Source organism: Pontibacter akesuensis, assembly GCF_001611675.1.
Lineage (GTDB): Bacteria > Bacteroidota > Bacteroidia > Cytophagales > Hymenobacteraceae > Pontibacter > Pontibacter akesuensis.
On sequence record NZ_CP014767.1, the window covers coordinates 41,796 to 57,264 of the forward strand.

Annotated in this window: 12 protein-coding genes; 8 read left to right on the top strand and 4 right to left on the bottom strand. The window is 46.3% G+C overall.

The window, feature by feature from the left end:
* Positions 1–602 precede the first annotated feature (602 nt).
* The gene (locus A0W33_RS20220; RefSeq protein ID WP_139237250.1) at positions 603–956 is read left to right on the top strand and encodes a DUF4844 domain-containing protein; all 354 of its coding nucleotides are present in this window, start codon (positions 603–605) and stop codon (positions 954–956) included.
* A gap of 108 nt (positions 957–1,064) precedes the next feature.
* A complete protein-coding gene (locus A0W33_RS20225) occupies positions 1,065–2,093 on the top strand; it encodes a hypothetical protein (RefSeq protein WP_139237251.1) in 1,029 nt (342 codons plus the stop codon).
* Between the two features lie 616 nt (positions 2,094–2,709).
* On the opposite strand, the gene A0W33_RS21030 is transcribed toward A0W33_RS20225, so the two are convergent.
* The gene (locus A0W33_RS21030) at positions 2,710–2,883 is read right to left on the bottom strand and encodes a hypothetical protein (RefSeq protein WP_157578097.1); all 174 of its coding nucleotides are present in this window, start codon (positions 2,881–2,883) and stop codon (positions 2,710–2,712) included.
* Positions 2,884–3,719: 836 nt separating this feature from the next.
* Between A0W33_RS21030 and A0W33_RS20230 the strand changes: the two genes are divergently transcribed.
* Positions 3,720–5,882 (top strand): NERD domain-containing protein, encoded by a 2,163-nt coding sequence (locus tag A0W33_RS20230; protein WP_068840302.1) that lies wholly within the window; start codon positions 3,720–3,722, stop codon positions 5,880–5,882.
* Positions 5,883–6,036: 154 nt separating this feature from the next.
* On the opposite strand, the gene A0W33_RS20235 is transcribed toward A0W33_RS20230, so the two are convergent.
* Entirely contained in the window at positions 6,037–7,683 is a 1,647-nt protein-coding gene (locus A0W33_RS20235) for a DUF4209 domain-containing protein (RefSeq protein ID WP_068840303.1), read from the bottom strand.
* 84 nt (positions 7,684–7,767) lie between these two features.
* Complete coding sequence (locus tag A0W33_RS20240) at positions 7,768–8,886, bottom strand: PDDEXK nuclease domain-containing protein (protein WP_068840304.1); 1,119 nt, start codon at positions 8,884–8,886, stop codon at positions 7,768–7,770.
* Positions 8,887–9,529: 643 nt separating this feature from the next.
* Here A0W33_RS20240 and A0W33_RS20245 point away from each other — a divergent pair.
* Both A0W33_RS20245 and A0W33_RS20250 read left to right on the top strand, forming a co-directional pair.
* Complete coding sequence (locus A0W33_RS20245) at positions 9,530–10,216, top strand: recombinase family protein (protein ID WP_068840375.1); 687 nt, start codon at positions 9,530–9,532, stop codon at positions 10,214–10,216.
* Positions 10,217–11,174: 958 nt separating this feature from the next.
* Positions 11,175–12,254: a replication initiation protein gene (locus tag A0W33_RS20250; protein ID WP_068840305.1), complete on the top strand. Its 1,080-nt coding sequence runs from the start codon at positions 11,175–11,177 to the stop codon at positions 12,252–12,254.
* Positions 12,255–12,949: 695 nt separating this feature from the next.
* Here the strand turns inward: A0W33_RS20250 and A0W33_RS21170 are convergent.
* Positions 12,950–13,291 (bottom strand): hypothetical protein, encoded by a 342-nt coding sequence (locus A0W33_RS21170; protein ID WP_139237252.1) that lies wholly within the window; start codon positions 13,289–13,291, stop codon positions 12,950–12,952.
* A gap of 21 nt (positions 13,292–13,312) precedes the next feature.
* Between A0W33_RS21170 and A0W33_RS20260 the strand changes: the two genes are divergently transcribed.
* The 3 genes from A0W33_RS20260 to A0W33_RS20270 all read left to right on the top strand — a co-directional run bounded on the left by A0W33_RS20260 (position 13,313) and on the right by A0W33_RS20270 (position 14,747).
* Entirely contained in the window at positions 13,313–14,071 is a 759-nt protein-coding gene (locus A0W33_RS20260) for a ParA family protein (protein WP_068840307.1), read from the top strand.
* Between the two features lie 65 nt (positions 14,072–14,136).
* Complete coding sequence (locus A0W33_RS20265) at positions 14,137–14,424, top strand: hypothetical protein (RefSeq protein ID WP_068840308.1); 288 nt, start codon at positions 14,137–14,139, stop codon at positions 14,422–14,424.
* Complete coding sequence (locus A0W33_RS20270; protein ID WP_068840309.1) at positions 14,421–14,747, top strand: GIY-YIG nuclease family protein; 327 nt, start codon at positions 14,421–14,423, stop codon at positions 14,745–14,747. Before A0W33_RS20265 ends, A0W33_RS20270 begins: the two co-directional genes overlap by 4 nt.
* Positions 14,748–15,469: the final 722 nt, after the last annotated feature.

A 15,469-nucleotide genomic window follows, 5' to 3' on the forward strand; every position in this document is an offset into this window, starting at 1 on the left:
AAAAAGATAAGAATAGTAGCGGTTACAAGTTTTCCACTGCTGCTAATTGTCCCTTTTGTGCAGTGGCCAATCTATTCTGCACCTTTAAACTTTCTGCAAGCCATCATTAAAGTGTTGTTTTTTATGGTGCAAGTGCTTGGTGAGCAGCACGGCATTTTTTACTCTTGTTATAAGTGGAAGTATATTCGACTTATTTGTCGAAATCTACAGAAAACAGGAATTGGGCTATCGAATATAGGATGGATACAAAGCAAAAGCAAGCAACCTGCTGAAGGGTTCTGCTTCCCGTGAAAGTACCCCAACCGGCAACAACTCCAAGGCAGCATTGTCCTGAAATAGGTTGACAGGCACCGCCCCAAAAAACGGCCGTTTTTCGAGATTGGAAATTTCGGGAGAGGATCCAGCAATGAGAGTTTATTATATAGTATATTCGTTAGTCCAGTTCCGTTTAGCCAACCAACGGTAGGCGGATAAACGGAATAACTCCTTATATACCGTAGTTGGCAAACATTTAATACGTGAATAAATCTCTATTAATCTTATTTGTCTTCTTGTCCTTCTCTGCATATGGCCAGATACAAATAAAAACTCCTGAATACGCTATGACTAAGTTTGAAGAATTTAAAAAGAAGGAAAAGTTCGTGGAGGAAAGCGCATCCTTCTATACAGGAGTTGCAGACCCTAAGATACGCTCCGTACTGGCAGAAAAAATAAATAAAGCAGCAGACGATTTCAGGGCTGTAGCGGAGAGTGGAAATCCGACAGACAAAAAATATCAGGACATGATAGAAATTGGTCTTTCAAGATTCTCTGATGTGAAAATGGACTTGGATACAGAAGACAGAGAAAGGGTTTGTGGCTATTTTGAAGAACTCATGGACATGGTGGGACTTGAAAGCTCTGGCGGTCACTTGATGATGTTCATGTATGGGTTTAGCCTTCCAGAATCATCCTAATCAGAAGAATAAAAACACTTGCCAACCAAGTATAGCAGTCATGCTTCGGCTGACGCCTCGCAATCTGCTATACCAGCACGTTACTTGTAATCAATAGAAATGCGCATCTTGACGTTACTTTTACTGGTTATCTCAGCTTTAGCATGTAGAAAAGTGCCAGAAAGCATAGACCAAAAAATTTTCAGTAGGATAGAGTATGTCTACAGCCTAAAACCAACTATTGCAAGCGACATCTGGCCTGATTTTAATAAAAGCCGGTACGATGTGCCTTTAATTTACTACACAGATACTTCCTCTCTTGTAGCTAACCCTACGAAGCGCTTCTTGAATTCATATAACCCAAAGCTTGTTTACCAGAATGGGGGCATCAGGATTTACAAGGTGTCTGAACGTATTGACAATATACCATTTCACATGGCAACAGGCTTCACAATGGGCGATTCATCTGCCTATGATAATTATACTCCGTTTGTGCACAGTAGTGGCTATGAAGAGACTCGCAAAGTAGTTCAAGATATTTCATCAACTGAGGAATGGGTAACAATGGTAATTCATGAATACTTTCACGGCTTTCAATACAAACACGATGAGTACCTTCGGTCATTGGCTCAAAATATCTTTTCTGTTCCACAGGACAGCTTGCGTGACATCTACAGGAACAACGAATGGTTTAAAGAAAAAGTAGATAGGGAGAATGAGCTACTGTTACTTGCCTTAGAGACTGAGAGCAGAACAAAGATTGACAGCCTCATCTCTACCTTTCTTAAGCTAAGGAAGCAGCGAAGGAAAGAAACAAAGCAGAGACTTGGGTTCGACATAGAAAGCTACGAGAAGACATATGAGACAATGGAAGGCACTGCCAGGTACGTAGAGCAAAAGCTCTATGAAAGGTTCTCTGATAAGTTGCCTGATTCAAAACTCATAAGTTCAGACACATCCTACCATTCCTATAGTTATTTCAAAGACTATGAGTTAGACAAAGAAGAGTGGCTTTACCTGCCTTCCAAGTCGGCTGTATACTATTATGCCACCGGCTTCAACATGGCCAGATTATTAGATAAGCTTAAGGTAAAATACAAGGAAAGGCTGTTTAACGAAGGAGAGCTTTCTATGGAAGAAATAGTCAAAACACTATAAAAAAAACAACAGGTAACATTGTATAAAAAACATGCTTTGGCCGACGGCCTCGCACGTCTTTTATACGAGGCCGTAACCGCCTTCCGCATTTGTATCAAAAAACCCTCCTTTTTCCGAGACAACAGCAAGCAAGAACAAGCAGGAGCAAGCGGAAGCAATACCGGGGCTGACCTTCAAAACCTGTAGCGGGGAAACTACGGCTGGGACAGCTGCTTTGTACCGCTGTCCCAGCGTCCCGTCTTAGCGGCAGACGACGGCTGCTGCCTTAAAGCTGCACTCCGCCTTGACCTAACTCTATTCAACATAAAAGCAGTTATGGAAAAAACCCCTTTCAGAGTATTCTGATCGGGGCTTTTTTACAACTTTTTTATTGCACTTTGGAAAGTCGATAATATGTAGGCCGCACACCTGGTTAAAGATGCACGGCTCATTACTGGTTGTGAGCCTATCACTACTTTACAGTGACACTGCTCTGGTAGATATATACAGGAGTAAAGTAATGTATTGGCTGGAGATAGCTCAAAAGTCAAATGATGCTATTAAGGCTAGTCGTGGGGTGAATTCCAAGCTATATAGGTGCTGCGAGTCTATAGAATAAAGACAAGGGTAAAGCTGCTTAATTATGATCACTCCTTTCATGGCCGCAAACTCCAGCACTGCCAGGCTTTTTTGTATCACACTTACCATCATCGTCTGGATCGCTCCATTTTAAGCAAAGGCATTTCGTACAAGAGGTCGAATATTCAGCCCCTTCACTTCTTGATTTGTCCATTTCATCTACATTTTCCATAATGATCTATGTTTTAGTTCAACATAAATATCTAAAATATTATAATTAGATCATAAAATACTTACATTTATTTTATGATCTAATTATAATATCTTCAATTTTACTTACGGCATACATACCTGTACAGGTAGCATAGGTATAGTTATAACTACTAGTCTTAGGTAAGGCGACAGATAACTTGACATAATTGTAAATAAAGTAGCTAAAAAATAAGCAATTTTAGCTTGTAATTAACTTAATGTCAACGTGTTATGATTGATTTTACAAGCGAATTTTTGAGCCAATTCTGCGTGTTTGTTTCTGGTGGAGATTCTTGCTCTGTACTGCTACAGGCAGAGCCCGGAACAGAGTGGAGGAGCGGTACTCCGGCAGTGGCCTGGGCAGGTAGATCGGGAAGGGCTGCCCTCCCTCCTTAAGCAACTTTTTATAGCTGCGCCTCGGTGAGCTGGGCCACCTTTCGCGCGTGGGTTTATAGGGTCTATGATCACGTGCCGGCTTCCCCCGTTGAGTATGACGGGGGGGTGGTTTTACAAGGACATGAAACAATACCCTCTGAAACTCCCACTCTATTTATCATAAGTGAGCTTATCGGCACATAGGGTCCGCTACCGCTTTTTGCCCCCATTGGCAACGACTGTTGCTGGGTTGTTGCCAGGTGTGTTGCTCCTGCCCCAGAAAAACGTGGGGTATGGAACATCCAAAAGCACTCAGAAAAGGAGAGGCTGATTTTCCTTTGAAAAAGATTTGGCGGTGCTGTATGCACAAGCCGTTGTAGAGCATTATTACAAACCACTGAAAGAATTTTATCTATATAATAGCTTTATCGACTCTTGCTTATGCCAAAGGAAAAAAGATTAGAACATGAGGTTTTTTCAGAACTGGCTGAACTATGCATTTCTCCAGGATATGTACATGCTATTGCATATTTCTGTTTTAGGGATAATACAATTAAGTATGACGATGTTATGTCTGTTGAAGATGTGTTGCAGCAATTTTCAAGAGACAGATTATTGAGAACAGAAATATCAACGCTAGTAGGTCTTGCTTGCAAAACAAGAATAAACACAGAGCTGCCCTCACCCGAAGTTGTACAAAACTATATAGACAGAACAGAAACTTTATTAGAAGAACTTCATCATTCAATAATGCCGTCAATTGCAGAAGCTTTTGACTTTGAAAAGATAGGAGATGAAAGTTTAGCCCTTTTTAAAAGTGGTGCTTTTCTAAGGGAACCAATCTTTTACAGCGGTGAAGGAGCTTATCTTTTTCAGTATAGAGACTTTTCAAAACTGAAATATCAGAAGGACGATGATTGGTTTATAGAAAACAAAAAATTTACTATACAAGAAGCAATTGCTGTAGCAACTACAACACAAGCACTTCAAGATGTAAAAATCACTGAATTGATGTTTGAGCTTGTTGATAAGGCTTCAAATGAGTGGAGCCTTCTTCCGGCTTTTAAGTTCACTGTTAAAGAAATAAGTTGTGCCTCCCAAATTGAAGAGGAGATAGTTAATCAGGTGATTAAATCATTTATATCACCAGTTAACATGAGTGACTTCAATTCTTTAGATGATTATAATCCTACAAATGCTTACCCTATTATTGAATTGTCTAATAATGAGTACGTATTGTTTCAAAACTACAGCCTAATGCAAGCTCTGTATGAGACACCTTTTTTCTGGCTGCATGAAGACGAAAGATATCGTCCGACTGCAATGGAAAATAGAGGAAAGTTTGCTGAGACATTCTCTGCAGATAGGTTAAAGCTTGTATTCGGAGAACACCGAGTATTCACCAACATTAGCATTTACACTTCTAGAAAAAAGTGGGCAGGTGAAATTGATGTATTAGTTGTATTTGCTAATAGAGCAATCGTTTTACAGGCAAAATCAAAGAAGCTCACAATAGCGGCCCGTAAGGGGAACGACAGTCATTTACAGAATGATTTTAAAAAAGCAGTTCAAAGTGCTTATGACCAAGCATACCTCTGCGCTACACTTTTAACTGATAGGAACCATAAACTTATTGATGAAAATGGGGATGAATTGAACATACATCGAGATTTTAAAGAGGTTTATCCTTTTTGTGTAGTCTCTGAACATTATCCCGCTCTTGCTACTCAAGCTAAACAGTTTTTACAGTACAATACAACAAATTGTATTAAAGCACCATTTGTCATGGACATCTTTATGCTTGATGTTATGACCGAAATGTTGCAGTCTCCCTTGCACTTTCTTAGCTATGTAAACAGGAGGACATCCTATGGTGAGAAGATATATTCAACACATGAGCTAACGATTCTTTCGTATCACTTGAAAAAGAATCTGTGGATGGATAATGAATACTCCGGGATGTATTTTGAGGATGATTTATGTGCTGATCTTGATCTAGCAATGCTGACAAGACGTGAGGATGTTCCTGGAATTGATACACCGGAAGGCATCTTAACCAAGTATAGAGGAACTGTTTATGATCAGATAGTAAAAGACATAGAGATATTAGAGCATGCTCAGACTATAGATCTAGGCTTCTTTTTACTTACTTTAAGTGGTAAAACTGTTGAAATATTAAACTCCTCAGTTCCTAAGTTAATCAGGCGCAGCAAGGAAGATGGAAAAAACCATGACCTGACCCTTTCCTTTGATGAAATGAGAACTGGGTTGACGATTCATTGTAATGACGATCATCCATCGACATCAATGCCCCGTCTGCGCAACCACTGTGAGCAAAGAAAATACACTCAAAAAGCTACCTCCTGGTTTGGAATATGTATTGGAGCGTTTTTTCCTAAAGTGAAGTTTGGAGTTAATCTGGAACATGAATGGGCTAAGGAGCAAAGAATGGATGAACTTGTAAAGGATCTTCCGAAGATTCAAAGAGGAGACTTGATTGATTTTAGTACCAGAACTGCGAAACAAAGAAAAACTGGAAGAAATGAAAGGTGTCCTTGTGGCAGCAGTAAAAAGTATAAGAATTGTTGTCTAGCCAATTTATGAATTCTTTAGTTTTATTCTTCGGCCTTCTGGAATAGCACAAAAAATAACCATCTACAACACTGCACAGGCTACATCCTCGGCTACGCCTCGTTCGCAGTCTGTTCTAAAGGTTACCACCCACCATATTCGTTCTACTGATAGAATTATGGCAGAACTAACCTTTTCTATCGTTTTGTGGAAAAAAATGCTCTGTCTGAAAAATCAGCTTTAATGCCAACCACCACAGATATATGCCATAATGTGCTATTTCCGATGGCGGAATCAATCCGTGACAGAGGTTATTTCGAAAATTGACACTACTTGCCTCCGTTAGAAAGTTTTTCAGCTCCTCCTGTAAATCCTCTGTTATGGCATCCTTCATTTTACCTAAACATACTCCTAAGGTTTTTTCGTGCTGCAAATCCTCCGCATAATTTGTCATGACTATGCCATACTGTGTAGCAATATGCCTCAAGCTGTGTTCAAGCTGAGGCATCAGCAGATGAGCGGCCGAAATATAATTGTTGTTGAAGCCTTCCAACAAACCCATTGAGTAAATATCTGCTCTGTCTTTAGTGATGAACCTGCTTTTGGAACCCTCTACCATAGCAAATACAAAGTTCATGTTCAGTTGTCTGTGCACATCCATGACCTGCTTGATGGCGACAATGACAGAAATTCTTCTTTCTCTATACCAAAACCTTGCCTCATTGGCCAGAGCATCGTCACCTTTGGCTGAACCAATGGCAGCGCCTTTGTTGCTGACTTTTACAGTTTCAGAGAGATACTTAGTTGTTAGCAGCCCCTGACTTTTACGGATTTCCACATACTCTTCTACTTCCCTTTTTGAAACTATGGGTATGGACAGCAGTTGTTTGAAGCCCGCCTCGAAACTATCTGTTCCTAATTTTGCCACTTCTCCTTTGATGCGCTCATGATCCACAGGCGGAACAGTTGGAATACCGGCTATCTGAATTACAGTGTGTTTCTCAAGCTGTGCCTTTTCAAGTTTTTCTTCCAATCTTTCTCTTAGAGCGTCGCTGTTCTCGACTGATTTTATTTCCTGCAGTCCTTTATAGAATATTTGATCAAGGCTAGGGTAAAGGGTGTTCGGCAGCCTATTATCAATTACACGGTCACCCTCTTTTTCATAATTTTCAGCCCGCCTGACACGCCATTGGTTGACGTCCAACGCTCTAACTACATGTAAAGAGTCTATACAAAATCTAGAGTTGCCGTAATCTCCTTCTCTTTCATATAAATCCACTTTCTCTTCCAATGAAGTCAAAAACTCAGCCTGGCACCGTTCAGGTGTGAAGATGGATGAAGACTCTTTGATTAATCGCAGCTGCCAGTAGGGCGCACCTTTTTTTGAAATTTCCTCCTTCACATGTTCGAATAGTGGCTCTAACTCGTCCCTGTATAGAGCCTTGTATTTACGAACCAGCTGTAGCTTTCGCACTAAATATTCACAGTTACCGGTAGCCTTATAAATCTCTAAATAGTTACGGCTGGCTTCCTTGACATACTTCGGCCTGTTTGTTCTGTCTATAGCTTGGACATAGTCACACCACCTGGCGACAATTTCTTTGTTTTTACAGACTTCTACGATATTTGTCTCTTTCAGCATCTCTACTTCGCTGTCTGAAAACGATAAGTTAGCCGCACTGTCCCCTAAATCACCTACCCGTGGTTTACAAAGCTTTTCCAACACATCAAGAATTTGTGTGTCAAATTCACTGTCCCTCCTCTTGGCCCATAAATATTTTATTAACTGATCATCGTACAAACCATCGGTTACGGGAATTTCATCGATTGCCATTTCTCTCCTGCTTTTTAAGCTGCTGCGGGAGATACCACATCAGCTTTTTTGGTATGAGGCTTAAAATTACATCTGCACCTAAGGCTAACCCTTCTCATGGTCACCACTGTCGTGAAGTCTCCTCTCCAGTTCTTCCTCCAGCTCTTCAACGGTGGGCAGCTCCCCTTTCAGCTCCTCCGGGACGGCATGGATCAGCCGGTACTCAGCCACACCCAGCGGGGCAGACGCATTCTTCAGCGAGTACTCCACCACGACCTTGTTTGGCGTTTTGCAAAGCAGAATGCCAATGCTCGGGTTATCGCTCGGGTGGCGCAGCTGCGCGTCCACCGCATTGAGGTAGAAGCTCAGCTTCCCCGCGTACTCCGGCTGGAACTCGGTCACCTTCAGCTCGACCACCACATGGCAGCGCAGCTTGGTGTGGTACAGCAAAACGTCCAGGTAGAAGTCGTCCCCGCCGACATTGAGCCGGTACTGCCTACCCATGTAAGCGAAGCCCTGGCCCAGCTCCAGCAGAAACTTCGTAACCTGTTCGGCAAGCGCGTCCTCCAGGTCCCTCTCCCGTGCCTGGGGCCCGAGGCTAAGGAAGTCGAAGTTATAGGGGTTTTTGAGCGTCTCAACGGCCAGATCCGCCTGGGGCTTGGGAAGCGTCAAGGCGAAGTTGTTAAGGGCCTTGCCCTGCCTCCTGTACAGGCCGCTCTCCAGATGGTGCAGCAGCACGGCTCGTGACCAGCCGTAGCGTATCGTCTCACTCACATAGAAAAGCGCCTCTCCAACCTCCGAGCACTTGGTCACAATCTCGCGGTTATGCCCCCATGGAATTAGTCCCACAAGCTGTGGGACTAATTCCTGTTCGCTGTCCAGGTGAGGCGCCTGGCTTAACTGTCCCACAAGCTGTGGGACTAGTTGCTGCTCCCTGCTGTAGAACAGGTACCACTTCCTGACATAAAAGAGATTGGTCCTGGAAAACCCTTTTATCTCGGGGAACGCCGCGCTTAGGTCCGTTGAAAGCTGCTCTATCAGCGCGTCGCCCCAGCCCGCCTCCTGCTGCTTCTCCACTATTCCCCTCCCCAATTGCCAGTACACCTGCATCAGCTCGGTATTCACCCTAACCGCCGCTTTCAGTTGCGAAACCCGTATCCTGTCCTTCAATGCTGCTAACCAGGACTGGTAAGCCTCTTTCTGATTTAGGTCAATGTCTGCCATGCCTAATATTACACCATTGCACCTACAGCCGCAAGAGCAGGCCTAATAAATCCATTGTGTCTTCTTCATTCTGCCAGGGCAGGCATTCCTTCTAAATCAGCAGTTCATGACCTATTTAACATAAATATACTTATCGGCTGAACCGCCACAACAGGCTTCGATTCAATAAGTACTTAGATTAGAAGTAACTTTCACAATATTTCGCAATATAGAGTACGATAACATAGAAAGGACACTCCCTATGTGACTATCAGTTGTGACGGCTACCTCCCCTTTAACTAAATCATGAACACATCTGTGCTTACAACAGATAGTCTACGGGTAAAGCATGAGCAATGAAAAAAAGCTAAAGCGTCACGACAATTTTTTAATAGAGGTGATGTTTTAACAAATACCTTTCCCTCCTTTTTCCCTTGCGTGAAAAGTTTCTCCACCTGGTTTGTAACGGCAGTGGCTGGCACCACCTCCCCTACCGCTACCAGGTGAAAGCCCGGACTTCCGTTCCTCCTTCCGATTTCCTGATTTGAAAATTCTCAGCCAAGCAAGGGATTTCTAAAGAATTTCCTCCTTATAACGTTTTACAAACGACCGATTATAAAATGTTATGCGTACCTTTGCAGCGAACATTACCAGCACCGCAAAGATGAAGTACGTCGCCTACTACCGGGTCTCCACCAAGAAGCAGGGCCAGAGCGGCCTGGGGCTGGAGTCCCAGCGCGCGATGGTGCAGGGCTTCCTCAAAGCAGGGGATGCGCTGCTCGCCGAGCACATCGAGGTGGAGAGCGGCAAGCGCAATGACCGGCCCGAGCTGGAGGCGGCCATCGCCCTGGCCAAGCGGGAGCAGGCCCAGCTGCTGATCGCCAAGCTCGACCGCCTCAGCCGCAACGCCGGCTTTATCTTCAAGCTGCGCGACAGCCACGTGCACTTCCTTGCCGTGGACATGCCCGACGCCAATACGCTCACCATCGGCATCTTTGCCGTGCTCGCCCAGCACGAGCGCGAGCTGATCAGCTCCCGGACCAGGGCGGCCCTCCAGCAAAAGAAGCTTCAGGGCTTTGCCCTGGGCACCCCCGGCAACCTCACCGCCGGTGCCCGCCAGCGGGGCCTCCAGGTGCGGCAGGAGAACGCCGCCGCCCACAAGGCCAACCGCCAGGCCACCGAGCTCATCCGGATGTACCGGGAGCAGGGCATGACCTTCCAGGCCATCGCCGACCGCCTGAACAACCAGGGGTACACCACCCGGCGCGGGAAAAGATTCTTCCCCCACACGGTGCAGCGACTGCACGTACGCTTCCAGCGCGCGCTCCCGGCACCCGCCGCACAAGGGTGAGCTCCACCCTCCCCTGCCTGTTGCCTGTTTGAGCAAAAGACGCCTATCCGTCAGCCGTTTTTTGTTAAGGCGGCACTGCCCTACCCTGTTCTTTAAGGGTCTTCTTCCCCCAGATACCACCAGCCCCTTTGTTGAACATACAATCCGATGCCCCTGCCGGAAAGTTAACTGCCGGATGCGTTCCAGTCCCCATTATATGTACTGCTTTTCAAAAAGAAAGCCGGCTAAGACAAGGTTCAAAATGGTTTTTTATAAGTGACTGATATGATGGCACTTATAAACGATAAAATAGAGTTTGATTGAACGCGACGGAACTGATATATGTACTAAATCCCACCAGGGAGGATCTGGAGCCCCTTTTGCGGGGAGGGAATAGATGTACACCTTTTCGGAGGGGACGGTCCAGCGCGCCCAGCTCGTTTAAAGTACGCATAACGCATTGATTAACTGCGTATTGCGCAATGCGCATAGCATCCTTTCCTGAGCTGCCTTGGTGGAATAGATGTACAGAATCCCACCGCGGAACGCCACGCTATTCTTTCTAGGAGAGCGGCCTCGGACGGGCGATATATGTACAAAATCCCACTCTCCAGCGTACTTTTCCTTCCCTTTTGTTTCTTTTTTCCCCCATAAAACCCTGAAAGGGGAAGGTTTTCTTTTCTTTATTCTTTTATTTAATACTATTATTACTTATTAGATGCGGCGTAACAGCCTGACACCCATGCAAATGCTGCCGGATACATGTACGTTTTCCCACCGAAGCCTGTACAAAATCCCACCTTATATGTACAGAATCCCCTCGTGGGATGTACACCCTCCCACGGATACATGGCCGAAATCCCATGTATGTACAAAATCCCACTTTTAAGGGCTTTGGGGAAGCATGCCATAGAATTCGACAGGTATATGTACTACTTGCAAATTAAATACATATATTTAAGAGTTAAACCTTTTGCCCATGAGTGACCTGATAAATATTCCCGTCAAGCAGCCCAACAAGCTGGTTACCCAGCACAACAACCTGATAAACAGCTATTTTGATATTCCGACGGTGCAGTTGCGGGCCTTCATCTATGCCCTGGGGCATATCCACAAGGACGACAAGGAGCTGACGCACGTGAAGATCCCCATCGACGCCCTCTATGCCTCCAAAGGGGGGAAGAACTTTAAGCAGGTGGCCAAGCTGGCCACGGAGCTGCAGGAAATCAAGTTCAAGGTGGAAAGCCAGTCCCCCGACAAGGCGGGAAAGATGAAGCGGACCTACCTGAGCATGGTGATCTTCCCCACCGTCAGCTACACCCAGGACAGCAGGTACATCATTACCAAGATCAACAACGACCTGGCCCCTTACCTGCTGGACCTGAAGGGAAACTACACGCAGGCCGAACTGGAGCAGCTGCTGAGTCTGAAGACTATCCAGGCCTACCGGATCTACATGTTCATCAAGCAGGGGCTCTTCAAGGACAAGCCCACCACCATCAAGTACAGGCAACTGCGGCTGATGCTGGGGCTGGACCTGGAGCTCAACGAGGACGAAGCCAAACGGGCGGGCCTGCCCGAGGGGGAACGTATCAAGACCATCAAGTACCCCTTGTTCGCCGAGTTCAAGCGGCGCATCCTGGATACGGCGAAGGAGGAGCTGCTGGACACGGACATGGCCTTTGACTACAAGATAAACAAGAAGGGCCGCAATGCGGACTCCATCACCTTCCATTTGGTGAAGACGATCAACGTGCTGCCCTCCCCCGCTCCCGGTGCGTTGCAGGCGGACCCAAAGACGCTGCAGCAAAACCTGTTCTCCTCCCCTACCCCAGTCCTCGGATCGGACAAGGTCACGGCGAACGCGGTCCGGATCATGCGCGACAAGTATGCGTTTTCGGAGGAGCAAATCCAGAAATACCTCCAGCAGCTTCCTCCCTTGGTGATCACGCGGGCCAACAACTGGTTTTCGACGAACAAGGGCACCCTGACATTCACGTCGGAGGCGGAGTGGTTTGCCAAGCACCTGGACAACAAGATCTCCAAAAACAAAGGGTGACGGGGCCTGTCAGGCGAAGGAAGTACCCTGATGGGGGTAGGTAGAAGCTTTTCCTATGCTTAATAAAGTTAATAAGCTTAATAAAGTTATTAAAATCAACACTGTGGATAATTTATGCAGCGTTGGCAATGTTCAACAAATGCATAAAGTTAATACTTTATGCAAAGTTACGCATTTAGGAAGCGGCAGGCGGAATGCAGCCAATATGCTGGCAAGCCGACGGACTGCCCTCTTTTGCCGTTTTTCCGGATGTGGGGCAGGCCCCTGGGCACCTCTATAACTGCTTCCCTCCTCTTGAAGTCGCCTTAGCCAAGCCGTGTGCTGCTGCCCGGCACCTCCTGTGTCTCCTTGGCTTCCCAAGGCTTGCCTTTCACGGCATCGTGCCCCATTCTCCTAAGCTAGGATGCCTCCGCCCGGACCCCCTGTTTCCATTGCCTCCTTCCGTTGTTGCCTCCCCAGGCGAGCGCGTGCCTCACTTGGCGGGTAAGGGGGGGCTGCTGTGTGGACGGGGGATGGTCTGAAGTCGGGGCTGCGGCTTTGCCGCTCCTTCTTTCCAAAGGAACAAGCGTTGCTGACAGCTTGAGGTTATGAACAGTGAATAAAGTAAAAAGAGTATGAAACCTTTCTAATTTATTTATGATGCACACTATGCATAATTTATTCATTGTTCATAATTTATTAAGTCTAGTAATCGATTAAAGGGGAAAGGGGAGAGTGGTACTGGCGCCAGAAAGGTGCATAGAGTTAATATTGTGTGTAAAGTAAATAATATGCATAAAGTTAATAAAGTGCATACATTTCATAATCTTATTGCCTGCACCGCGCCTGTGCGGAGTAGGCGCCATCAGCGATAGCTTTTTTTGCACGACATCACCTAAAATACAAGCAGTAGGCAGTACCGTGAATTCACTTTTATTAACAGTTAATAAAGTAAATAAAATTAACAATTTGTTCAAGTTGATAATTATTAATATACTTACAAGCTTATGCAAGGTTAAGCTTGTTGTTAAAGTAAGCACAGTTAATAACTTATTCATGATTAATAAAGCGAGAAGCATATGACGAAGGTCCTGTCCATCGTAAACGCAAAGGGAGGAGTCGCCAAGACGACCAGCACGCTGGGGATCGGGTACGCCCTGAAGGAAATGGGAATGAAAGTGCTGCTGGTGGACCTGGACGCACAGGCCAACCTAACCACCTCCGTCGGAATTAGCCCCCGGGAGGAGCTGAATATATCGGACGCGCTGTTGGACAACTGCAAAATCACCGAGGTCATCCGCGAGGCGAACGGGGTGGACATTGCCTACTCGGGGCACTCGCTGATCTCACGCGAGAACGCCGTGGCGCATTCGGTCACCGGGGCGGCCAAACTACGCTCGATCCTGAAGAAGGTGAAAGACAGGTACGATTACGTGATCATTGACTGCCCGCCCTCGTTGGGCATCTATACCGTCAATGCCCTGATCGCCTCGGACAAGGTTTACATCCCGATGGTGGCCGAACCCTTTGCCTGGAATGGCCTGGATAAAATGCTGGAGACCGTCGACATCATCGTGGAGGAGGAGCTTAACCCCAAGCTGAAGCTGGGCGGCTTGTTTTTCACCAACCACTCCAAAAACGCGCAGACAATCCTGGGCAAAACCATCGTCAAGGAGGCGCAGGACCAGCTAGGGGACAGGGTATTGAAGACAGCGATCCGTACGAACGTGGCCCTGAACGAATGCCTGGTGATGAACCAGGACGTTTTTTCCTACGCCCCTGATTCCAACGGCGCAAAAGACTACAGGGCGCTCACAAAGGAAATTGTTAACAGTTAATACTTTATTTATGTTTAATAAAGTATTAACTTTGTGAAGCGTAGATAACCGCAAACCCCCTTCTTATGGCAAGTAAAGAGACAAAGCGATTCGATAACGTACTGGGCAAGCTGCACGGTGCCAGAACGGCGGAGGCACCCGCCGGCTCGGTGAGGCAGGAGGTGCCCGTTCCGGTACCTTCCAATGAAAAGCAGAAGTCGAACCGAAAGCGCCAGACCTTTTTTGTGGACAAGGTGCTGGAGGAGTACATCGACCAGGGCACCCTGCACGAGATGTACCGCAGCAAGTCCGACTTTGTGGAGCACATCCTCATGGCGTACTTCAAAGACAAACCGTACCTGCAGAAGAAATGATGCTGCCTGCATCCAAAACACTCAGTAGGAGGGAGGTGCTGCGGGCGTACAAGCACCTGCGGTATGTGCGCGACAACACCTCCTACTTCCTGTACTTCATCGTGGAGGGAGGTGTCTGCGTGTACGTGGGGGAGACGAGTAACATCTTCTGGCGCATGGCCAAGCACAAGGCAAAGTGCACGGAGGCCTCGCGGATTTACCTGCAGGAGTACGGGGACAAGGAGCAGGTGCTGCGCCTGGAGCGGCACTACATCCGAACCCTCAAACCGAAATACAACAACCGCTTCTGCCTTGAGGGCCAGTTGGAGCTCTTTGCCGCCTGAAAGGCAAGGAGGCAGGTAAAAGCACCTACGTGTCTGTACAAGCGGGGCACAGGGGCATCTGGAAACGAAACCTTAGGATTTACCCATGGCAGGAGGTGCCAGTGACCACCGCAGATGCGTGTCACTGGATGTACTTCAGTAAGGGACTTTCTCAGCTTTCGAAAAGCACTAAGAGCGCTATTACAGAAGTTGCAGGAGCCTTGAAAGCAAAAGTGTGCCTCCTGTTTCCAGCTGCCCAAATTCCTAAGAGAAGTTTTTTATTGCGCTGGTCTGTTAGAAGGAGTCGTTCCTAAAATAATGTGCTGGATACGGAACATAACAGTTATTAAAGTCCACAGGCTTATAATCGCCGTCTTAGTAGGAATAACAGTGACAGCAGCCACTCCATTGCCTCGGCCCGACTGTCGAAACTGCTATACGCCACCTTCTGGCCCAGCTCCCGGCTCAGAGACAAGTAGACCCTCACAACTGTTTCCTCCCGTTCCTGATTTCCTGTCCTGACACGCGTACCCTTTCACGGCTTGCCCTATTCTTATGTAAGGCAGCACAGGCATTGCAGCTTCAAAAACCTGAATCAGTCAAAAGCTTTCTTTTTCCCTGCAGAGAAAGAGGTACTTATCAAAGTGAAAAGTAGCTGCATCAAACCTCCCTCCACAGTGAAATATGTAAAAGTGAGGCATGAATATGTAAAACCCTTTTGAAAAAGGCTTTGTAAAACAGGA

Coding starts and splice junctions, on each gene's coding strand:
- A0W33_RS20230 (WP_068840302.1), top strand. CDS start 3,720: ATGCCAAAGGAAAAAAGATTAGAACATGAGGTTTTTTCAGAACTGGCT.
- A0W33_RS21170 (WP_139237252.1), bottom strand. CDS start 13,291: ATGAATAAGTTATTAACTGTGCTTACTTTAACAACAAGCTTAACCTTG.
- A0W33_RS20235 (WP_068840303.1), bottom strand. CDS start 7,683: ATGGCAATCGATGAAATTCCCGTAACCGATGGTTTGTACGATGATCAG.
- A0W33_RS20250 (WP_068840305.1), top strand. CDS start 11,175: ATGAGTGACCTGATAAATATTCCCGTCAAGCAGCCCAACAAGCTGGTT.
- A0W33_RS20220 (WP_139237250.1), top strand. CDS start 603: ATGACTAAGTTTGAAGAATTTAAAAAGAAGGAAAAGTTCGTGGAGGAA.
- A0W33_RS20245 (WP_068840375.1), top strand. CDS start 9,530: ATGAAGTACGTCGCCTACTACCGGGTCTCCACCAAGAAGCAGGGCCAG.
- A0W33_RS20270 (WP_068840309.1), top strand. CDS start 14,421: ATGATGCTGCCTGCATCCAAAACACTCAGTAGGAGGGAGGTGCTGCGG.
- A0W33_RS21030 (WP_157578097.1), bottom strand. CDS start 2,883: ATGGAAAATGTAGATGAAATGGACAAATCAAGAAGTGAAGGGGCTGAA.
- A0W33_RS20260 (WP_068840307.1), top strand. CDS start 13,313: ATGACGAAGGTCCTGTCCATCGTAAACGCAAAGGGAGGAGTCGCCAAG.
- A0W33_RS20265 (WP_068840308.1), top strand. CDS start 14,137: ATGGCAAGTAAAGAGACAAAGCGATTCGATAACGTACTGGGCAAGCTG.
- A0W33_RS20240 (WP_068840304.1), bottom strand. CDS start 8,886: ATGGCAGACATTGACCTAAATCAGAAAGAGGCTTACCAGTCCTGGTTA.